Annotated in this window: 17 protein-coding genes; 9 read left to right on the forward strand and 8 right to left on the reverse strand. The window is 70.7% G+C overall.

Features of this window, described 5'->3' with window-relative positions:
- The coding region (locus ACGFWE_RS37790) for a homocysteine S-methyltransferase family protein (protein ID WP_393604695.1) at positions 1–1112 on the reverse strand (1112 nt) is incomplete at its 3' end.
- A gap of 284 nt (positions 1113–1396) precedes the next feature.
- Here ACGFWE_RS37790 and ACGFWE_RS37795 point away from each other — a divergent pair.
- From ACGFWE_RS37795 to ACGFWE_RS37810, 4 genes are all read left to right on the forward strand, one after another.
- Positions 1397–2170, forward strand: a complete 774-nt coding sequence (locus tag ACGFWE_RS37795; protein ID WP_352390963.1) for an IclR family transcriptional regulator — start codon at positions 1397–1399, stop codon at positions 2168–2170.
- A gap of 351 nt (positions 2171–2521) precedes the next feature.
- The gene (locus ACGFWE_RS37800; RefSeq protein ID WP_352390962.1) at positions 2522–3322 is read left to right on the forward strand and encodes an MIP/aquaporin family protein; all 801 of its coding nucleotides are present in this window, start codon (positions 2522–2524) and stop codon (positions 3320–3322) included.
- Between the two features lie 48 nt (positions 3323–3370).
- Positions 3371–4909, forward strand: coding sequence for a glycerol kinase GlpK (glpK, locus tag ACGFWE_RS37805; RefSeq protein ID WP_352390961.1), 1539 nt, complete (start codon positions 3371–3373; stop codon positions 4907–4909).
- Between the two features lie 55 nt (positions 4910–4964).
- Complete coding sequence (locus ACGFWE_RS37810; RefSeq protein WP_393604698.1) at positions 4965–6581, forward strand: FAD-dependent oxidoreductase; 1617 nt, start codon at positions 4965–4967, stop codon at positions 6579–6581.
- Positions 6582–6778: 197 nt separating this feature from the next.
- Here ACGFWE_RS37810 and mtnK read toward each other — a convergent pair whose 3' ends face one another.
- The 4 genes from mtnK to ACGFWE_RS37830 are packed head-to-tail and all read right to left on the reverse strand — an operon-like array spanning position 6779 to position 11633.
- Positions 6779–7951 carry an S-methyl-5-thioribose kinase gene (gene mtnK / locus ACGFWE_RS37815; RefSeq protein WP_393604700.1) on the reverse strand — a complete coding sequence of 391 codons (1173 nt, stop codon included), beginning with the start codon at positions 7949–7951 and terminating at the stop codon, positions 6779–6781.
- Between the two features lie 8 nt (positions 7952–7959).
- Entirely contained in the window at positions 7960–9006 is a 1047-nt protein-coding gene (locus ACGFWE_RS37820; protein WP_393604702.1) for an ABC transporter permease, read from the reverse strand.
- Between the two features lie 25 nt (positions 9007–9031).
- Entirely contained in the window at positions 9032–10549 is a 1518-nt protein-coding gene (locus ACGFWE_RS37825) for a sugar ABC transporter ATP-binding protein (RefSeq protein ID WP_393604704.1), read from the reverse strand.
- Entirely contained in the window at positions 10536–11633 is a 1098-nt protein-coding gene (locus tag ACGFWE_RS37830) for a substrate-binding domain-containing protein (RefSeq protein WP_352390956.1), read from the reverse strand. The genes ACGFWE_RS37825 and ACGFWE_RS37830 overlap by 14 nt, the downstream gene beginning before the upstream one ends.
- 517 nt (positions 11634–12150) lie before the next feature.
- Here ACGFWE_RS37830 and ACGFWE_RS37835 point away from each other — a divergent pair.
- The 3 genes from ACGFWE_RS37835 to mtnB are packed head-to-tail and all read left to right on the forward strand — an operon-like array spanning position 12151 to position 14071.
- Positions 12151–12750: a cupin gene (locus tag ACGFWE_RS37835; protein WP_352390955.1), complete on the forward strand. Its 600-nt coding sequence runs from the start codon at positions 12151–12153 to the stop codon at positions 12748–12750.
- The gene (gene mtnC / locus ACGFWE_RS37840; RefSeq protein ID WP_393604706.1) at positions 12747–13466 is read left to right on the forward strand and encodes an acireductone synthase; all 720 of its coding nucleotides are present in this window, start codon (positions 12747–12749) and stop codon (positions 13464–13466) included. The genes ACGFWE_RS37835 and mtnC overlap by 4 nt, the downstream gene beginning before the upstream one ends.
- Positions 13463–14071: a methylthioribulose 1-phosphate dehydratase gene (gene mtnB, locus ACGFWE_RS37845; protein ID WP_352390953.1), complete on the forward strand. Its 609-nt coding sequence runs from the start codon at positions 13463–13465 to the stop codon at positions 14069–14071. Before mtnC ends, mtnB begins: the two co-directional genes overlap by 4 nt.
- Before the next feature lie 49 nt (positions 14072–14120).
- On the opposite strand, the gene mtnA is transcribed toward mtnB, so the two are convergent.
- On the reverse strand, positions 14121–15152 hold the full coding sequence (gene mtnA, locus ACGFWE_RS37850; protein WP_352390952.1) for an S-methyl-5-thioribose-1-phosphate isomerase: 1032 nt from the start codon (positions 15150–15152) through the stop codon (positions 14121–14123).
- 178 nt (positions 15153–15330) lie between these two features.
- Between mtnA and ACGFWE_RS37855 the strand changes: the two genes are divergently transcribed.
- Both ACGFWE_RS37855 and ACGFWE_RS37860 read left to right on the forward strand, forming a co-directional pair.
- Complete coding sequence (locus ACGFWE_RS37855; protein ID WP_123759673.1) at positions 15331–16002, forward strand: FadR/GntR family transcriptional regulator; 672 nt, start codon at positions 15331–15333, stop codon at positions 16000–16002.
- A 157-nt stretch (positions 16003–16159) separates the two neighbouring features.
- Positions 16160–17176 carry a PAC2 family protein gene (locus tag ACGFWE_RS37860; protein WP_352390951.1) on the forward strand — a complete coding sequence of 339 codons (1017 nt, stop codon included), beginning with the start codon at positions 16160–16162 and terminating at the stop codon, positions 17174–17176.
- Between the two features lie 92 nt (positions 17177–17268).
- Here the strand turns inward: ACGFWE_RS37860 and ACGFWE_RS37865 are convergent, their stop codons facing one another.
- Together ACGFWE_RS37865 and mshC are read right to left on the reverse strand one after the other, a co-directional pair.
- The gene (locus tag ACGFWE_RS37865) at positions 17269–18198 is read right to left on the reverse strand and encodes an SMP-30/gluconolactonase/LRE family protein (protein ID WP_393604709.1); all 930 of its coding nucleotides are present in this window, start codon (positions 18196–18198) and stop codon (positions 17269–17271) included.
- A gap of 203 nt (positions 18199–18401) precedes the next feature.
- A complete protein-coding gene (gene mshC, locus ACGFWE_RS37870) occupies positions 18402–19631 on the reverse strand; it encodes a cysteine--1-D-myo-inosityl 2-amino-2-deoxy-alpha-D-glucopyranoside ligase (RefSeq protein WP_352390949.1) in 1230 nt (409 codons plus the stop codon).
- Between the last annotated feature and the right edge of the window lie 62 nt (positions 19632–19693).

Genomic DNA, 19693 nt, shown 5'->3' on the forward strand with positions numbered 1-19693 from the left:
TCCAGCATCGCCTCACGGAACTTCTTCGAGCCGTTGGCGTTGGTCCGCTCGCCGATCGCCAGGTAGGAGGTGTCCTGGCGGAAGGGGACCGTCTGATAGAGGGAGGCCGCGCCGGGCTCGGGCTGCGGGTTGCGCTCACCGGGCGTGAGGTCGCGGACCCGCTCGACGACCTGGCGCAGGTGTTCGGGGGTGGTGCCGCAGCAGCCGCCGATCAGGGAGAGGCCGTAGTCGCGCACGAAGGTCTCCTGGGCGTCGGCCAGGCCTTCGGGGTCGAGCGGGAAGTGCGCGCCGTCCTTGGTGAGGATCGGCAGACCGGCGTTCGGCATGCACAGCAGGGGGATGCGGGAGTGCCGGGCGAGGTAGCGCAGGTGCTCGCTCATCTCGGCCGGGCCGGTCGAGCAGTTCAGGCCGATCATGTCGATGCCGAGCGGCTCCAGCGCGGTGAGCGCGGCGCCGATCTCGGAGCCGAGCAGCATGGTGCCGGTGGTCTCGAAGGCCATGGAGACCACCAGCGGGACATCGGCGCCGGTCGCCTCCAGGGCGCGGCGGGCGCCGAGCACGGAGGCCTTCGTCTGGAGCAGGTCCTGGGTGGTCTCGACGATCAGGGCGTCGGCGCCGCCGGCGAGCAGTCCCTCGACGTTGGCCTGGTAGCCGTCGCGGATCGTGGCGTAGTCGATGTGGCCGAGGGTGGGCAGCTTGGTGCCGGGGCCGACGGAACCCAGGACCCAGCGCGGGCGGCCGTCGCGGGCCGCGTACTCGTCGGCCACCTCGCGGGCGATCCGGGCGCCCGCCTCGGACAGTTCGTGCACCCGGTCGGCGATGTCGTACTCCGACGCGGCCGTGTGGTTGGACCCGAAGGTGTTGGTCTCGACGCAGTCGACGCCCACCGCGAAGTACGCGTCGTGGACGGAGCGGACAATGTCCGGGCGGGTCACGTTGAGGATCTCGTTGCAGCCCTCGAGGTTCTCGAAGTCCTCGAGGGTGGGGTCCTGGGCCTGCAGCATGGTTCCCATTGCTCCGTCGGCCACCACCACTCTGGTGGCGAGCGCCTCACGGAGCGCGGACACACGGGTCCGGCTGTCGGCGGAAGGGGTCAGTGGCGACGAGGCCATGAAAGGGCTCCCTCAGTTGCGACGGCTGTCGGCTTCAGGCGCCCGCGAGACGTCCCACGCCGGGCGCACCACGCCAGGGTAGCCGGGTCCCCACGGGGATGGTCGGCACGTCCACGGGACGGACGAGGATGGCGGGCAGGTCACCAGCGTGTCGCCGGTGGCGGAACAGATGCCGACCGACCATTAGCGGGAGGTCGGCATCGACCGGTAGTGTTCGACATTGCCGAACACCGGCAGCGACGCCGTAACACGCGGCTGTCGAAGGGGACGGAGGCAGAACGGCGATGGCACGGAACATCCAGTCGCTGGAACGGGCGGCCGCGATGCTGCGGCTCCTCGGGGGCGGCGAGCGGAGACTCGGCCTGTCGGACATCGCCTCGTCCCTGGGCCTCGCCAAGGGCACCGCGCACGGCATCCTGCGAACCCTCCAGGCGGAGGGGTTCGTGGAGCAGGACGAGCCCTCCGGGCGGTATCAGCTGGGCGCCGAGCTGCTGCGCCTGGGCACCACCTACCTGGACGTGCACGAGTTGCGCGCGCGTGCGCTCGTGTGGACGGACGACCTGGCCCGCTCCAGCGGCGAGAGCGTCCATCTGGGCGTGCTGCACCAGCAGGGCGTGCTGATCGTGCACCACGTCTTCCGGCCCGACGACAGCCGGCAGGTGCTGGAGATCGGGGCCATGCAGCCCCTGCACTGCACGGCGCTCGGCAAGGTGCTCTCGGCCTACGACCCGGTGGCGCACAGCGAGGCGCTGGAGAGCGACCGCAAGGCGTTCACCGAACGGACCGTGTGCGACCTGGAGGATTTCGAGCAGATCCTCGACGTCACGCGCGCGCGTGGGTACGCGGCGGACGTCGAGGAGACCTGGGAGGGCGTCGCGTCCATCGCCGCGCCCATCCACGACCGGCGGCGGATGCCGGTCGGCGCGGTCGGCATCACGGGCGCCGTGGAGCGGCTGTGCCGGCCCGACGAGGAGGGCGCGCTGCGTCCCGAACTGATCGCGGCGGTGCGGGACTGCGCCCGCGCGGTCTCGCGGGATCTGGGCGCCGGGCGGTTCTGAGCAGCGCGAAGGACCGCGAGGGACCGCGTGAAGGACCGCGGGAAGGGCCGGTGCGTCGGTGACGTACCGGCCCTCTGCCGTATCTGACACAACGGCACAAACCGCCAGAACAAGATCGTTGACTCACAGTCATGAATAACGATCGTGTTTTCGACAACAGAACTCTTGACGTGCACGTAACCCCGGAGCAAGACTCCCGTCCATCGGTCGGCATTGTCGAACACCTACCGGCAATACGCGCTAGAGTGTGACAACGCCAAGGGCCGGCATCGCCCTCACCCCCGAGGGCAGCTCGAACCTCCGGAGGGACCCGGGGTTCGGTCCCCTGGACGAAGGACAAAGGAGTCGCGGGTGTCCAGCTCCGACATCTTCATCGGCGAGACCATCGGTACCGCCATACTCATCCTGCTCGGCGGTGGCGTGTGCGCCGCTGTCACGCTGAAGGCCTCCAAGGCCCGTAACGCCGGCTGGCTCGCCATCACCTTCGGGTGGGGTTTCGCCGTTCTGACGGCCGTATACACCTCGGCGCCGCTCTCGGGCGCCCACCTCAACCCGGCCGTGACCCTGGCGCTCGCGCTCAAGAAGGACGGCATCTCCTGGAGTGACGTCCCGATCTACTGGGGCGGTCAGCTGCTCGGCGCCATGATCGGCGCGGCGCTGGTCTGGATCGCCTACTACGGCCAGTTCCACGCGCACCTGACCGACAAGGAGATCGTCGGCGCTCCCGGCGCGCAGGCCACCACCGCCAAGGCCGTCGAGGCGCAGGAGAAGGGCGCCGGGCCGGTCCTGGGCGTCTTCTCCACCGGCCCCGAGGTCAGGGTCGCCTGGCAGAACGTCGCCACCGAGGTCATCGGCACGATCGTGCTGGTGCTGGCCGTCCTCACGCAGGGTCTCAACGGCGACGGCAAGGGCCTGGGCACCCTGGGCGCCCTGATCACCGCGCTCGTGGTCGTCTCCATCGGTCTGTCCCTCGGTGGCCCGACCGGCTACGCGATCAACCCGGCCCGTGACCTCGGCCCGCGTATCGTGCACGCCCTCCTGCCCCTGCCCAACAAGGGCGGCTCCGACTGGAGCTACGCCTGGGTTCCGATCGTGGGTCCGCTGATCGGCGGTGCGATCGCCGCAGGCATCTACAACGTCGCTTTTGCTTAAAGCACCGGTAGAACGTCCCCTTCACCCACGGAACCCCAGGAGCACTCAGTGACCGACGCCCACACCGCCGGCCCGTTCATCGCCGCCATCGACCAGGGCACCACCTCCAGCCGCTGCATCGTCTTCGACCGGGACGGCCGTATCGTCTCGGTCGACCAGAAGGAGCACGAGCAGATCTTCCCGAAGCCGGGCTGGGTCGAGCACAACGCCACCGAGATCTGGACCAACGTCGAGGAAGTCGTCGCCGGAGCCATCCAGAAGGCCGGCATCACCCGCGACGACATCAAGGCCATCGGCATCACCAACCAGCGCGAGACCACTCTCCTCTGGGACAAGAACACCGGTGAGCCCGTCCACAACGCCATCGTCTGGCAGGACACCCGCACCGACGCCCTGTGCCGGGAACTCGGCCGCAACGTCGGCCAGGACCGCTTCCGCCGCGAGACCGGCCTGCCGCTGGCCTCCTACTTCGCCGGCCCCAAGGCCCGCTGGCTGCTCGACAACGTCGAGGGCCTGCGTGAGCGCGCCGAGCGCGGCGACATCCTCTTCGGCACCATGGACAGCTGGGTCATCTGGAACCTGACCGGTGGTGTCAACGGCGGCAAGCACTACACCGACGTCACCAACGCCTCGCGCACCATGCTGATGAACCTCCACACGCTGGAGTGGGACGAGAAGATCGCCGAGTCCATCGGCGTGCCGCTGTCGATGCTCCCGGAGATCCGCTCCTCCGCCGAGGTCTACGGCGAGGTCACCGGCGGGAAGCTCGGCGACATCCTCGGCGGCATCCCCGTCGCGTCGGCGCTCGGCGACCAGCAGGCGGCCCTGTTCGGCCAGACCTGTTTCGCCGAGGGCGAGGCCAAGTCGACGTACGGCACCGGCACGTTCATGCTGATGAACACCGGTGACAAGATCATCAACTCGTACTCGGGGCTGCTGACCACGGTCGGCTACCGGATCGGCAACGACAAGCCGGTCTACGCCCTGGAGGGCTCCATCGCCGTCACCGGTTCGCTGGTGCAGTGGATGCGCGACCAGATGGGCCTGATCTCCACCGCCGCCGAGATCGAGACGCTCGCGCTCTCGGTCGACGACAACGGCGGCGCGTACTTCGTGCCGGCGTTCTCCGGGCTCTTCGCCCCGTACTGGCGCCCGGACGCCCGCGGTGTGATCGCCGGCCTCACCCGGTACGTCACCAAGGCGCACATCGCCCGTGCCGTCCTGGAGGCCACCGCCTGGCAGACCCGTGAGATCAGCGACGCCATGACCAAGGACTCCGGTGTCGAGCTCGCGGCTCTCAAGGTCGACGGCGGCATGACCTCCAACAACCTGCTGATGCAGACGCTCTCGGACTTCCTGGACGCCCCCGTGGTGCGCCCGATGGTCGCCGAGACCACCTGCCTCGGTGCCGCCTACGCCGCCGGTCTCGCCGTCGGCTTCTGGACCAGCACCGACGACCTGCGCGCCAACTGGCGCCGGGCCGCCGAGTGGACCCCCAACATGGCCGCGGAGAAGCGCGACCGTGAGTACAAGAGCTGGCTCAAGGCCGTCGAGCGGACCATGGGCTGGCTCGAGGACGAGAACTGACGAGAGAGCTCACAAAAGCTCATCTCGCCGTTCTGATGAGGAGTAAGAACCCCACATGACCAGTCAGTCCACCCTGCAGTCCGTGCCTGCCCTCGGTACGCGCCCGGCCTTCGGCTCCCTTCCGAGCCGCGCCGAGACCCGGGAGCAGCTCTCCAAGGCGTCGTACGACCTCCTCGTGATCGGCGGCGGCATCCTGGGCATCTCCACCGCCTGGCACGCCGCGCAGTCCGGCCTCAGGGTGGCACTGGTCGACGCCGGCGACTTCGCCGGCGCCACCTCCTCCGCCTCCTCCAAGCTGCTCCACGGCGGTCTGCGCTATCTGCAGACCGGCGCGGTGAAGCTGGTGGCGGAGAACCACTTCGAGCGCCGTGCGGTCTCCCGCCAGGTGGCACCTCACCTGGCGAACCCGCTCACCTTCTACCTCCCCGTGTACAAGGGCGGGCCGCACGGCGCCGCGAAGCTCGGGGCGGGCGTCTTCGCCTACTCCGCGCTCTCGGCGTTCGGGGACGGCGTCGGCCACCTCCTGTCCCCCGCCCGGGCGGCGCAGGACGTGCCCGAGCTGCGCACCGACAACCTCAAGGCCGTGGCCGTGTACGGCGACGACCAGATGAACGACGCGCGCATGGCGCTGATGACGGTCCGCGCGGCCGTCGAGGCGGGCGCGGTCGTGCTCAACCACGCCGAGGTGACCGGCCTCCGGTTCACCAAGGGCCGGGTGACCGGCGCGGATCTGCGCGACCGGCAGTCCGGTGACGAGTTCGGCGTGAACGCCCGGCTGGTGCTGAACGCGACCGGGCCGTGGGTCGACCACCTGCGCAGGATGGAGGACCCGAACGCGGCGCCGTCCATCCGCCTGTCCAAGGGCGCGCACCTGGTCCTGAAGCGGACCTCGCCGTGGAAGGCCGCGCTCGCGACCCCCATCGACAAGTACCGGATCACCTTCGCGCTGCCCTGGGAGGACATGCTCCTGCTCGGCACCACGGACGAGGAGTTCGAGGGCGACCCGGCGGACGTCACGGTCACGGAGAAGGACACCGCCCAGATACTCGACGAGGCCGCGTTCTCCGTGCGCGACCAGCAGCTCTCCCGTGATCTGATCACCTACTCGTTCGCGGGGCTGCGGGTGCTGCCGGGCGGTCCCGGTGACACGGCGAAGGCCAAGCGCGAGACGGTGGTGACGGAGGGCCGTGGCGGCATGCTGTCCGTCGCGGGCGGCAAGTGGACGACCTTCCGGCACATCGGCCGTACGGTCATGCAGAAGCTGGAGGCGCTGCCGGGCGCTCCGCTCGGTGACGGCTACGAGCCCATCTCCTCCCTGCCGAAGAGGCTTCCGCTGCCCGGTGTCGCCAACCCGCGCGCGGTCGCGCACCGCCTGCTGGTGGACAACCCGGCGCCGGGTCCGCGCATGGCCGCCGACACGGCCAGGCACCTGGCGACCCACTACGGCTCCCTCGCCTTCGACATCGCGCGCCTCGCGAACGAGAACCCCGAGCTGGGCGAGCGCGTCCACCCGGACGCCCCGGAGATCTGGGCGCAGGTCGTGTACGCCCGGGACAACGAGTGGGCCCAGACGCCGGACGACGTACTGCGCCGCCGTACGACGCTGACGATCCGGGGTCTGGCCACGGACGAGGTCCGCGCGAAGGTCCAGGACCTGCTCGACAAGCAGTAGCCCCGGGTCCGGTCCCTCCCCGACCTGGACCGGCATCCCGAGAACGGCCCCTCTCCTCCCCTGGAGGGGCCGGCAGGCGAAGGGGGGCGGCTCCCTGCCGAGGGAGCCGCCCCCCTTCGCCTGCCGTGGCGCCCACATCGGTGACGAGCCGGATGTGCCGAGCCCGGTTCGTCGTCGGACACACGACCGCAGAGCGTTCAGACGAGTGACGCCACGAGATCGCGTACGGCGCTCGGCGACGACAACTCGGCGCGGCGCACGATGAGTTCGCGACCGAGCAGCAGGGCTCGCCGGGATGCCGGGACCTGGTCCGGGAGCGTGGTGAGGTCCGTCAGGTGGGCGAAGCCGATGATGCGGCGGATGATCTCCGTGCCCGCGTAGCCGAGGGACTCCGTCCAGACCTTCCTCAGGAAGCGGTCCAGGTAGGCGTCGTCGAAGAACGGGTCCACCCGGGTCGGCCACAGGCGGCGGAACTCCGTCTCGAACGCCTTCCAGGACAGCCGGAGTTGGTCGGCGTGGTCCGTCAAGCCACCGAGCGCGCGGGCCCGTTCCTCCGAGACCAGGACGTTGGCCCAGTAGAGGCCGAGATCGAAGCCGACGGGCCCCACGAAGGAGAACTCGGGGTCGAAGACCCGGACGACCTGGGCCCCTTCGCGGTCGCCGACCATGATGCTGCCGGTGTGCAGGTCCCCGTGGAGGAGGGCCTGGGCGCCGGTCATGAACAGGTGCCTGAGCTCGGCCACCTCCGTGCGGAGCGTCGCGTCCGCGCGGAAGGCGACCGCCAGGTCGTCCACGCCCTCGTGCCAGTGGTTGTGTTCGTGCTCGATGTACGGCTCCGACAGCACCACGTCTTCCGTGATCTTGCAGAGCTCCGGGCTCACCGAGGCGGCGATCAGTGCCTTGCGTTCGGCGGACGGCATGCCGAAGTCACTGGTGGCGAAGGAGAGCCGGGCCACCAGTTCGCCGACGCGGGCCGAGGTGTGGGGGCCGTAGGAGGCGCCCTCGTTCAGGAGGGTGCGCAGGACCTCCAGGTCCGACATGTCCTCCATGACGAGCGCGTAGTTCTCGCCGTCGTAGCCGTGGATCGCCGGTATCTCGTCGGGGGCGACCTTCGCGATCTGCTCGTAGGCGCGGGCCTCGGCGTCGGCGCGGTCCGGGTTCATCGGCCAGGACGGGCCCGCCACGCGCACCCAGGGCAGGGCCTGCTTCAGGGCGAGGCTGCGGCTGCCGTCGGCCGAGGAGGCGAGGAAGACCCGGTTCATGTTGCCGTCGGAGACCTCCCGTACGGCGATGTCGCCCAGGTCGTCCCAGTGGCCGCGCTCGCGCAGGTACGCAGGGATGTCGTCGGTCTCCAGGATGCGGTAGCCCATGTGTCTCCTCAAGACGTGCGGCGCTTGGACAGGGTGAAGCTGAAGACCAGGGCGAGGATGAGGACCGCGCCCTCGACGACGTCCTGGGTGTAGTACGGCAGGCCCTTGATGGTCAGGCCGGTGGTGATGATGCCGATGAGCACCGCGCCGAGGGCCGTGCCCCACACGTTCGGGCGGCCCCGGCCGAGGACGGAGGTGCCGACCAGCGCCACGGCCACCGCCTCCAGGAGCTGGGAGGTTCCGGCGGAGACGTCGCCCTGGCCGATACGGGAGGCGAGGATCAGGCCGCCGATGGAGGCGAGGACGCCGGAGACGACGTAGGCCAGTGCCCGGTACGCGCCGACGCGGATGCCGGCCAGGCGGGAGGCCTCCGGGTTGGCGCCGATCGCGTAGAGCACCCGGCCCCAGCGGGTGCGGGCGAGGAACACCCAGGCGGCGACCGTCAGTCCGCCGAAGATGAGGACCGAGACGGGAATGCCGAGCACGGTGCCGCGGTCGATGCGCAGGAAGCCGGCGGTGAACCTGCCGGGGGCCGTGGTGCCGTCGTCCAGGGTCATCCCCGGGGTGATGGACTGACCGTCGACCAGGATCAGCTTGCCGCCCTGGATGACGAACATGGTGCCGAGGGTGGCGAGCATGTCGGGGATCTTCAGTACGACGATGAGCAGGGCGTTGAGCAGGCCCGCGAGGGCGCCCGCCACGAGGACCGCGATGATCGCGACCGCGCCGACCTGGTTCTGGACGACCATCGTCTGGGCGGCGACCGAGACGCCGAGGCCCGCGACCGCGCCGACGGACATGTCCATTCCGCCGACGGCCATGGTGAGGGTGACGCCGAGGCCGAGGATCGCGGCGACGGAGACGTACCGCAGGGTGTCCAGGAGGGTCGCCGACTCGCGGAAGGAGCCCTCGCTCAGCGCGAAGTACAGGAACAGCGCGACCGTGACGAAGATGAAGCCGTACTTGATGACGGCGTTCTGGACGCGTACGGCGGTGCTGTCGGCGGGCGGGAGCGTCGCCTTCGTGGGGACTTCCGTGCTCTGGGTGGTGGTCATGGCGTAGTTCCTCAGGGAGCCGGGGTCACACGGACGCGGAGATGGTCTGGATGACGCGGTCGCGTTCCGCGTCCTCGCCGTACGCGTCGAGGTGGATCTCACCGGCGGCGAGCACGACGACCCGGTCGGCGATCTCCAGGACCTCGTCGACGTCCGCGGACAGGACGAGTACGGCGGCGCCCTCGGCGGCGAGGGTGCGGGCCCGGCGGCCGATGTCACGCCGGGCCCCGATGTCCACGCCTCGGAACGGCTCGTCCAGGATGAGGACACGGGGTGTCTCGGCGAGCCAGCGGCCGACGACGACCTTCTGCTGGTTGCCGCCGGACAGCTCCTCCACGGTGCTGTGCTCGTCGCGGGCGACCACGCCGAGGGCCTCGATGGTGTGGCGGCCGAGGGCGTCCTCCTTGGCCGTGTTCACCAGCCCCGTCCTGGACAGCGACTTCAGGAACGGCAGCGAGATGTTCTGGGCCAGGGACCAGCCGGGGACGAGCGCGTCGGCGTGCCGGTCCTCGGGGACGAGGTGGACGCGTTTGCGGATCGCGTCGGAGGGCCTTTTCGGCGCATACGGTGTGCCGTCCAGCTGGACGGATCCGGCGGCGAAGGGCTCGGCGCCGAACAGGCCGCGGGCCAGTTCGGTCTTGCCCGCGCCCAGCAGGCCCACGACTCCGGTGACTTCGCCGGTGCGCAGGTCGAGGTCGAGCGATCGGCCCTCGAAGAGCTGTACGCCGCGCAGCGAGAGCGCGACCTCGCCTTCGGCGCCTTCCCGCACCGGCCGTGCCGTCGTCGCCTCCTGGGCCTGGGCCAGCATCGCGCGCAGGGCGCTGTCCCAGTCGAAGGGCTTGGCCTGGTCCTCGGTGAGACGGCCGTCCCGCAGGACGACCAGGCGGTCGGCGAGCGCGTCGATCTCGCCGAGGCGGTGGGAGACGTAGAGGACCGCGATGCCGTCGTCGCGCATCTTCTCGACGAGCGCGAAGAGGCGTTCGGCCTCGGTGGCGGACAGGGCCGAGGTGGGTTCGTCGAGGATCAGCAGCCGGGGGCGGGTGGCCAGGGCGCGGGCGAGGATCAGCAACTGGCGGTCGGAGATGCCGAGTTCGCTCACATCGCGGCGCAGCACCGAGTCGCTCCAGCCGAGATCGAGGCCCGCCTGGATCTCGCGGGCCCGCGCGAGGACGCGGCGCCTGTTCAGGAAGGGGTTGCCGCGCGCCTGTGCCAGTTCCTCGAAGACCAGGTTCTCGGCGACCGTGAGGCCCGGCACGATGCCCTCACCGATGCGCTGGTGCACCGTCTGGATGCCCAACTGGCGGGCGGCGAGCGGGGACCGCAGGGCCGCGGGCTCGCCGGCCACCCGCACCTGACCCCCGTGGTCCGTGTGCACGCCCGACAGGATCTTGATCAGCGTGGACTTGCCGGCGCCGTTCGCGCCGAGCAGCGCGGTCACGCTGCCCGGGGCGATGTCGAGGGTGACGGAGGCGAGGACGGTCTTGCCGCCGAACGCCATGCTGACGTCGGTCAGGGCGACAGCGGGAGCCTCAGTGGGCGACATTCGAGATCCAGTCGGCGGTCGACACCTGCGACAGGTTCAGCGCGGGCAGCGCCTCACGCAGCTGGTCCATGTTCTCGATCTTCTTCTCGCGCAGGAAGTCCTGGGTGATGGCGACGGCCGGGAACTCCACCGAACTCTTGCCCAGCTGACCGGCCAGCTCCAGGGCGGTGGTACGGACTACGGCGGCGCCGACCGCGGACGGGTCGGTGCCGGCGGTGGCGACCCACGGGCTGTCGGCGGCGGTCATCTGCTGGATGTCGGCGTTGGAGACGTCCGCGCCGAAGACCTTCACCTTGTCCTGGAGCTTCTTGTTCTGGACGGCGAGGACCGTGCCCTTGGCGAGCTCGTCGTAGGGGGCGAAGACGCCGGTCACGTCCGAGTGCTGGGTGAGCGCGGCGGAGACCAGGGGAACGTTGTCGGTGGCCGTGGAGTCGGTGACCTTGCCGACCTTGAACTGCTGCTTCCAGCCCTGCGCGGCGACTTCCTCGGCCCAGACGGTGTTCCGCTTGTCGAGGGCGGCGTAGCCGGCGACGTTGACGTAGCCGACCTTGGCGTTCTTGCCGAGGTCCTTGGACATCACGTCGAGGACGGCCTGCGCCATGCTGGCGTCGTCCTGCTCGGTGCTCACCACGCCCTTGGTGGGGGTCTCGACGTCGTAGACGACGACCTTGATGCCCTTCTTGACGGCCTTGTCGATCTCCGGCTGGATCGTGGCCGGGAAGCCGTGGTCGATGATGATCGCCTTGGCGCCGGAGTTGATCGCCGAGGACAGATCGGTGGCCTGCTTGGCGTTGTCGGCCTGGGCGTCGTACACGGTCAGGTCGATGCCGAGGGCCTTGGCCTGGGCCTTGGCGCCGTTGCCCCACTGCTCGAAGTAGTCGCCGGCGCCGCTCTGCCGGACCAGGGCCACCTTGACCGCGCCGGCACTGAAGGGGGCGGGCTTCTTGCCGGTGGCGGCCGAGGCGGAGGCGGTGGTGCCGCCGGTGTTCTTCGACGCGTCCGTGGACTGCGAGCAGCCCGCGAGCGCGAGGGCGGAGACGGACGCGAGGGACAGCGCGGCGAGGGGCAGACGGGTACGGGACATGAGGGGCTCCAGGTACGGGGTGAGGAAGACAGAGGGAGTGCGTGTCCCGGAGCGAGCGAAAGAAATGCGCCACTGATGTCAGGGGTGGCGGGGGCGCGCGAGGGCTCCGGGACGGGTCAGCGACAGCTGGCTGTGGTCGACCGGAGCAAGTCCACGTACAGCCGCCGCACGAGCAGCAGCGTCTTCATACGCAGATCATGAGAACGTTTTCAGCCACACGTCAAAGATATGGAACCGCTTTCTCACCAAGTGAGACAACGACTACGTCACACCGGAGCGCCTGCCTGCCCGGAGTTACCATCGCAGAACCGGCACCCGACCCGGCACAGTGAGGCTCCGATGACGACACCTGGCGCGAAAGCGACGTGTATGCCCGGCATGCACCGCTGTCCCGGCGCGCCGTGTCGCGGCTGACCCACCGCCGCCGACCGTCCTCCGCCGTCCCTCTTCCTCCTCCTTCCGTCCGGTGCTTGTCTCAGTATCCGGACTTTCCTTCCAGAATCCTGGAGTTGCTCTCATGACGCTGCTGACCACCTGGTCCGAGTCCGGCCCCGAGACCCTGGTCCGCCGCACGTCGGACCCCGTCGAGATCGCCGAGGCGCTCAAGCCGATCGGTGTGCGCTACGAGCAGTGGCCGATCCGCGAGGACGTCCCGTCCGACGCCGACAGCGAGACGGTCTTCGCCGCCTACGGCCCCGAGATCGACAAGCTGAACGCCGAGGAGGGCTTCACCACCGTCGACGTCCTCGGTCTGCACCCGAGCGAGGACCCGGAGTTCCCCGCGAAGGCCAAGGCGGCCCGCGAGAAGTTCCTCCAGGAGCACACCCACGACGACGATGACGAGGTCCGCTTCTTCGTCTCCGGCTCCGGCATCTTCTACCTGCACGTGAACGGCGAGGTGCACGCGGTCCTCTGCGAGAAGGGCGACCTGCTCGGCGTGCCGCGCGGCACCACGCACTGGTTCGACATGGGCACCCGTCCGTCGTTCACCGCGATCCGCTTCTTCCACGAGGAGGACGGCTGGGTCGGCACCTTCACCGGTTCCCCCATCGCCTCCCGCTTCCCGGACTACGACACCATCGCGTCCGGTTACGAGGCCGACAGGACCGCCGCATGACGTTGCGCCACGACGTCGACGCCGTGGTCCTCGACATCGAGGGCACCACGAGCGCCACGGGGTTCGTCGTCGACGTGCTGTACCCGTACTCCCGCTCGCGGTTCGCCGCGCTGCTCACCGAGCGGTCCGGGGACCCCGAGGTGGCGCGGGCCGTCGCCCAGGTCCGCGAGGAGATCGGCGAACCGGACGCCGACGCCGTCCGCGTCGAGAAGGCGCTCAACGCCTGGCTCGACGAGGACCGCAAGGCGACCCCCCTCAAGACCCTCCAGGGCATCGTCTGGTCCGAGGGCTTCGCCCGCGGCGACCTCGTCTCGCACTTCTACGACGACGTCGTACCGCGGTTGCGCGCCTGGCACGCCGCGGGCGTCCGGCTTCACGTCTACTCGTCGGGGTCGGTCGCCGCGCAGCGGGCGTGGTTCACCCACAGCCCGGAGGGCGACCTCACCCCGCTGGTCTCCGGGCTCTACGACACGGAGAACGCCGGGCCCAAGCAGGAGGCGGAGTCGTACCGCCGGATCGCCTCGGCGACCGGCGTCGCGCCGGGCCGTCTGCTGTTCCTCTCCGACCGGCCCGGCGAGCTGGACGCGGCCCGCGAGGCGGGCTGGCACGCCGTCGGGGTCCGGCGGCCCGGGGAGCCGTACTTCGAACAGGGTGTCGGCGACCACGCCGCGGCGGGGACGTTCGACGAGATCACCGTTTCAAGGAGCACTTCGTGACCGCCGACATCAGCGCACTCGACCTGGAGGAGGCGGGGGCGGTCCTCGCCTCCGAGTCCGCCCGTTTCGCCTCCTTCGGCTGGATGCGGGGGACGTCCGGGAACCTGTCCGTGGTGCTCTCCCGCGAGCCGCTGCGGCTCGCCGTCACCGCCAGCGGGCACGACAAGGGTGAACTGACGCCCGCGGACGTGGTGCTGGTCGACGGCCAGGGTGCCGCCGTGCGGGGCGGGAAGCCGTCCGCCGAGGCCGAGCTGCACGCGCGCGTCGCGGCGCTCACCGGAGCCGGTGCCGTGGTCCACGTGCACACCGTCGCCTCGGTGGCCATGGGCAGGCGGAAGCCGGGCGGGATCGTTTTCAGCGACCTGGAGATGCTCAAGGGCGTCGGCCAGAGCGCACACGACGTCGAGGTGACCCTGCCGGTCATCGCCAACAGCCAGGACATGAAGGTGCTCGGTGACCGCCTGGAGGCAGCGCGGGACCCCCGGATGCCGGCGGTGGTCGTGGCCGGGCACGGGCTGTACGTGTGGGGTGCGGATCCCCGGCAGGCCCGGCATCACACCGAAGTGGTGGAGTGGCTGCTGGAGTTGGAGCTGACGGGCCGCTGAGGCACCGGGAGGGGGCCCCGCTGCGGGATCCCCTCTTTCGCCCGGGCGGCTACTTCAGCCGGTCGCCCGGGAGTTCGCCCGCCGAGACCTCCAGCACGCCCCGCTCGGTCACCAGGCCGGTCACCAGGCGCCCCGGTGTCACGTCGAAGGCCGGATTGTGGCCGCGGGACTGCGCCGGAGCGGTCCGCACGCCGCCCCACTCCAACACCTCGGACCCGTCGCGCAGTTCGATGTGGATGTCGTCGCCGCTCTTGGTGGCGAGGTCGACCGTCGTGGTCGGTGCCGCCACCAGGAACGGGATGCCCGCGTCGGCGCAGGCCAGGGCGAGGGCCACCGTGCCCACCTTGTTCGCCGTGTCGCCGTTGGCCGCGATGCGGTCCGCGCCGACGACCGCTGCGTCGACCTCTCCGCGCAGGATCGTTCCTGCGGCGGCACCGTCGGCCTGGACGAAGTGCGGGATGCCCTCCTGGACCAGCTCCCAGGCGGTGAGCCGGGACCCCTGGAGCAGGGGACGCGTCTCGTCGGCGTAGACGACCTCCAGGCGTCCGCGCGCGTGGAGTTCACGGATGACGCCGAGGGCCGTGCCCCACCCGGCCGTCGCCAGCGCACCGGTGTTGCAGTGCGTCAGGATCCGCAACGGGCGGTCCCGGCCGACCCGTTCGAGCAGCCAGTCCGCGCCGAACGCACCCATCGCCCGGTTCGCCGAGACGTCCTCGCGCTGGACCGCCTCGGCCTCCCGCAGCACCGCGTCGAGCCCCTCCTCGAAGCGGGTCATCACCCGGTCCACGCACACCATGAGATTGACGGCGGTCGGGCGGGCCTCCCGGACCCGGGCGACGGCCGCACGCACCTCTGCCTGCGACCACCCCTCCCGCTCCCCCTCGAGCAGAGCCAGCGCGACGCCGTAGGCCCCGGCCGCCCCGATGGCCGGGGCGCCCCGCACGACGAGGCGCTGGATCGCGTCCACCAGAGTGTCCACATCGCGGACCACCCTCGTCTCGGTGCGATGCGGGAGCAGCGTCTGGTCGATGAGCGCGAGACCGGATCCGGTCCATTCGACAGCACGCAGTTCCTGGGGCATTTCGGGGCACTCCTGATATTGCGGTGGGTCTCGCCACCGTACATGGCCTGGGGGAACGACTCGGTCGGCGGTCCGCTTCGACCTGCTGGGTCTGGACGCGCCCCGTCCTGCGGGGACCGCATAATGAGCTGATACATCCGACGTCTCAGCGCACCACGGGGCGAGAAGGAGGCCGCACATGGCTGTCACCGACGAGGCGATCGAGAAGATCAAGGGCATGATCGTCTCCGGCGCGCTGCGCCCCGGCGACCGGCTCCCCAAGGAGAGCGAGCTCGCCTCCGAGCTGGGGCTGTCCCGCAACTCGCTGCGCGAGGCCGTGCGGGCGCTGTCGCTGATCCGCATCCTGGACGTGCGGCAGGGCGACGGCACCTACGTGACCAGCCTGGACCCTCAGCTCCTGCTGGAGGCGCTGAGCTTCGTCGTGGACTTCCACCGCGACGACACGGTCCTGGAGTTCCTGGCCGTGCGCCGCATCCTGGAGCCGGCCGCCACCGCGATGGCCGCCTCCCGGATCAGCGAGCAGCAACTGGACGCGCTGGGCGCACAGTTGGACAAGCTCGGTGACAGCCCCTCGGTGGAGGAGCTGGTCGCCTGTGATCTCGACTTCCACCGGGGGATCGTGCAGAGTTCCGGCAACTCCGTGCTCTGCTCTCTCATGGACGGCCTGTCCGGGCCCACCACCCGGGCCCGCATCTGGCGCGGCCTGACCCAGGAGGACGCGGTCAGCCGCACCCTGCACGAGCACCGCGCGATCCTGGCGGCCCTGCGGGACCGGGACGGCGAGGCGGCCCGCTCCTGGGCGACGGTCCACATCGCGAGCGTCGAACAGTGGCTGCGCTCCACGCTGTGAGCCGCTCCGGGGACGCCCTGCCCGAAGGGCGGGGTGTTCGGGGGTGGCGAACGGGGCAGTGATCGTTCACTCCCCCGTGCAAGGGGGCTGCGGGCGCCCCCGCCGGACGCCGTAAGGTTGGTGCGTTAGGCGAGGGCACGTCGGAAGGAGGCGCTGGGTGATCGAGCTCGAGGGGGTTCCCGAGCTGATCGACCCGGTCATGGTGGCCGCGTTCGAGGGCTGGAACGACGCCGGCGACGCCGCCTCCACCGCGGTCGCGCATCTGGACAAGGAGTGGAAGGGCGAGGTGTTCGCGGCGCTCGACGCCGAGGACTACTACGACTTCCAGGTGAACCGTCCCACGGTGTGGCTGGACGGCGGAGTGCGCAAGATCACATGGCCGACGACAAGGTTGTCGGTGGTCCGCGTCGGCGGGGAGAAGCCGCGCGATCTCGTACTCGTCCGAGGCATCGAACCGTCGATGCGCTGGCGCTCGTTCTGCAACGAGCTGCTGGGCTTCGCCCATGAACTGGGCGTGGAACTGGTGGTGATCCTCGGCGCGTTGCTCGGTGACACCCCGCACACCCGTCCGGTACCGATCAGCGGGACCACGTCCGACGCGGACCTGGCCCGGCGGATGGACCTGGAGGAGACCAAGTACGAGGGCCCCACGGGCATCGTCGGCATCCTCCAGGAGGCCTGCACCCACGCGGGCGTGCCCGCGGTGTCGCTGTGGGCGGCCGTTCCGCACTATGTGTCGCAGCCGCCGAACCCGAAGGCGACGCTGGCCCTCCTGAACCGTCTGGAGGACCTGATCGACGTGCGGATCCCGCTGGGCGAGCTGGGCGAGGACGCGCGCGCCTGGCAGGTGGGCGTGGACCAACTGGCCGCCGAGGACAGCGAGGTCGCGGAGTACGTCCAGACGCTGGAGGAGGCCCGGGACACCGCGGAGCTGCCGGAGGCCTCGGGAGAGGCGATCGCCCGGGAGTTCGAGCGGTATCTGCGGCGCCGGGACGGCGGCCAGCCGGGTCAGCCGGGCGGACACGCGACCGCGGACGGCAGCGACAGCACGACCTATCTGCGGGACAGCCCCGGTGGCCGTACGAAGCCTCCCAAGGCGCCGAAGCCGGAGGCGGAGACGGAACCGGAGCGCGAGCCGGAGACGGACGACGAGGACTCCTCGCCGGAGGACTGAGCCGGGGCCGGGCGGGGTCCGGGCGGGGGCCGGGCCGGGGTCGGTCAGGATGGTGAGGGCGGTGCGCGGGATGCGCACCGCCCTCGGCCATGTCAGACCTGCCGCACCGCCACCACGTCGTAATCGGTGGTGGGCGTCGGCTCCACGTCGAAGCGCGCGTTGGGCAGGTACAGCCGCCCGCCCCAGGCGGCGACCGTCGTCGGGATGCGGAAGCGCGGGTCGGTGATCCGGGCGATCGCGGTGCCCCGGGTGCCCGAGTCGTTCAGCCGGAACACGTCGATCGCGTTCTGCCGCTGCTGGACGACGTAGAGGATCCGGCCGCGCAGCAACAGGCCGTCGCCGTTGGGGAGTTTCGTCCCGCCCAGGTCGACGGCGCGCGCGGCGCCGGTGCGCGGGTCGACCCGCAGGAGACTGCCGCCGTCCGCGAAGTCGTTCACCACGAGCAGGGCGCGGCCGTCGGGTGTGCGCTCGATGCCGTTGGCCGTGAAGTCGGGGCCCTGCTGCCAGTCCCCGCTCAGCGGTACGGTCGTCAGCGCGCCCTTGGCCAGCTTGTAGAGCACCGGCTTGAAGGAGTCGGTGAACCAGGCGGCGCCCGGGGTGAGGATCACGTCGTTCACGAAGGTGCCGCCGGTGGCGTACACCTGCTCGGTCTCGCCGGAGCGGGCGTCGACGGTCCGTATCTCGGCGCTGTCGCCGCCGGCGAGGAAGAGTCTGCCGTGCCGGTCGATCTTCAGGCCCACGGTCGGGCGCCCGGAGCCCTTCGCGACGACCTTGCCGCGTCCGGTGGCCAGGCTCGCCCGGTAGATGTCGCCGTTCGCGAGCGAGCCGAAGTAGGCGTACGGCTCGGAGCCGATGGTGATGCCCTCGGGCCGGAAGCCGTCGGGGAGGGGGAACTGCGCGGGCCACGCGGCGTGCCGGGTTTCGGCCGCGTGCGCGGTGCCGCCGAGCAGGGCCGCTCCGCTGAGCGCGGCGGTCGTGGTCAGGAGTGTGCGACGTGCGAAGGAACGGTCTGCGAGTGCCACGGTGCGTCCTTCTGCAAGGGGGCCGGCGCACGGCCGGCCGAACGGTCAAGCGACGCCCCCACCCCATCACATGACCGCCGCCGCCACAGTCCTTATCGCCATGAACTCCCGCCGAGGCCGCGGCAGTTCGGCACGGGACCTGACCGGTGGCCGCAGCGACAAGGAGCGCTTCCCCGTCGCCGCGGCTTCTGGCAGAGGCCGTTCTAGAGGGCCACGCCGAGCAGTGCGTCCACCGCACGTGTCACCACGCCTGGCGCGCCCATGTCGGTGCCGCCCCGCTCCTCCTGCACGGCGGCCCAGCGGTCGACGGCGGCCAGCGCGGTGGGCGCGTCGAGGTCGTTCGCGAGGGCCTCGCGGAGCTCCTCGACGAGGGTCTCGGCGGACGGTCCGTCCGGCCGCGAGACAGCGGCACGCCAGCGGCCCAGCCGGTCCACGGCGTCCTGGAGGACCTGGTCGGTCCACTCCCAGTCGGCCCGGTAGTGGTGGGCGAGCAGCGCAAGCCGGATGGCGGCGGGGTCGACGCCCTCGCGCCGCAGCTGCGACACGAAGACCAGGTTGCCCTTGGACTTGGACATCTTCTCGCCGTCGAGGCCGACCATGCCGGCGTGGACGTACGCCTTGGCCATGGGGAACTCGCCGGTCAGCACCTGGGCGTGCGAGGCGCCCATCTCGTGGTGCGGGAAGGCGAGGTCGGAGCCGCCGCCCTGCACGTCGAAGCCCATGCCGAGGTGGTCGAGGGCGATCGCGACGCACTCGATGTGCCAGCCGGGGCGCCCACGGCCGAGCGAGGCGCCGTCCCAGCTCGGCTCACCCTCGCGGGCGGCCATCCACAGCATGGGGTCGAGCGGGTTCTTCTTGCCGGGACGGTCCGGGTCGCCGCCGCGCTCGGCGGACAGCAGCCGCATGGCGGCGGCGTCGAGGTTCGAGACCTGGCCGAAGTGCGGGTCGGACTCGACGGAGAAGTAGACGTCCCCTTCGAGTTCGTACGCGGCACCGGCGTCCCGCAGCCGCTCGACGAGCGGCACGATCCCGGGTATCGCCTCGACCGCGCCGATGTAGTGCCGCGGGGGCAGCATCCGCAGGGCCGTCATGTCCTCGCGGAAGAGGGCCGTCTCCTTCTCGGCGAGGGCGGCCCAGTCGAGGCTGTCCCGCTCGGCGCGCTCCAGGAGCGGGTCGTCGATGTCGGTGACGTTCTGGACGTAGTGAACCTGGCGCTTGGTGTCGAGCCACACGCGCTGCACGAGGTCGAACGCGTTGTAGGTCGCCGCGTGCCCCATGTGGGTGGCGTCGTACGGCGTGATGCCGCAGACGTAGAGACGGGCGACGGGACCGGGGTCGAGGGAGACCAAGCCACCGGTCGCGGTGTCGTGGATCCTCAGGTCGCGGCCCTGACCAGGCAGGGCGGGGACCTCGGAAGCGGGCCAGGCATGCATGTCATGAGCCTAACCGGACGGAAGTTCCGTATACGAACCGGACCGGGCCGGATGGCCGGTAA

Origin of the sequence: Streptomyces sp. NPDC048523 (assembly GCF_043199815.1) — a bacterium.
Taxonomy (GTDB): Bacteria; Actinomycetota; Actinomycetes; order Streptomycetales; family Streptomycetaceae; genus Streptomyces.

What these genes read in the sequence shown, in the direction of transcription:
- ACGFWE_RS37795 (WP_352390963.1), top strand. Translation starts at nt 1,397, where the DNA reads ATGGCACGGAACATCCAGTCGCTGGAACGGGCGGCCGCGATGCTGCGG.
- ACGFWE_RS37810 (WP_393604698.1), top strand. Translation starts at nt 4,965, where the DNA reads ATGACCAGTCAGTCCACCCTGCAGTCCGTGCCTGCCCTCGGTACGCGC.
- mtnK (WP_393604700.1), bottom strand. Translation starts at nt 7,951, where the DNA reads ATGGGCTACCGCATCCTGGAGACCGACGACATCCCTGCGTACCTGCGC.
- ACGFWE_RS37820 (WP_393604702.1), bottom strand. Translation starts at nt 9,006, where the DNA reads ATGACCACCACCCAGAGCACGGAAGTCCCCACGAAGGCGACGCTCCCG.
- ACGFWE_RS37825 (WP_393604704.1), bottom strand. Translation starts at nt 10,549, where the DNA reads ATGTCGCCCACTGAGGCTCCCGCTGTCGCCCTGACCGACGTCAGCATG.
- ACGFWE_RS37830 (WP_352390956.1), bottom strand. Translation starts at nt 11,633, where the DNA reads ATGTCCCGTACCCGTCTGCCCCTCGCCGCGCTGTCCCTCGCGTCCGTC.
- ACGFWE_RS37835 (WP_352390955.1), top strand. Translation starts at nt 12,151, where the DNA reads ATGACGCTGCTGACCACCTGGTCCGAGTCCGGCCCCGAGACCCTGGTC.
- mtnC (WP_393604706.1), top strand. Translation starts at nt 12,747, where the DNA reads ATGACGTTGCGCCACGACGTCGACGCCGTGGTCCTCGACATCGAGGGC.
- mtnA (WP_352390952.1), bottom strand. Translation starts at nt 15,152, where the DNA reads ATGCCCCAGGAACTGCGTGCTGTCGAATGGACCGGATCCGGTCTCGCG.
- ACGFWE_RS37855 (WP_123759673.1), top strand. Translation starts at nt 15,331, where the DNA reads ATGGCTGTCACCGACGAGGCGATCGAGAAGATCAAGGGCATGATCGTC.
- mshC (WP_352390949.1), bottom strand. Translation starts at nt 19,631, where the DNA reads ATGCATGCCTGGCCCGCTTCCGAGGTCCCCGCCCTGCCTGGTCAGGGC.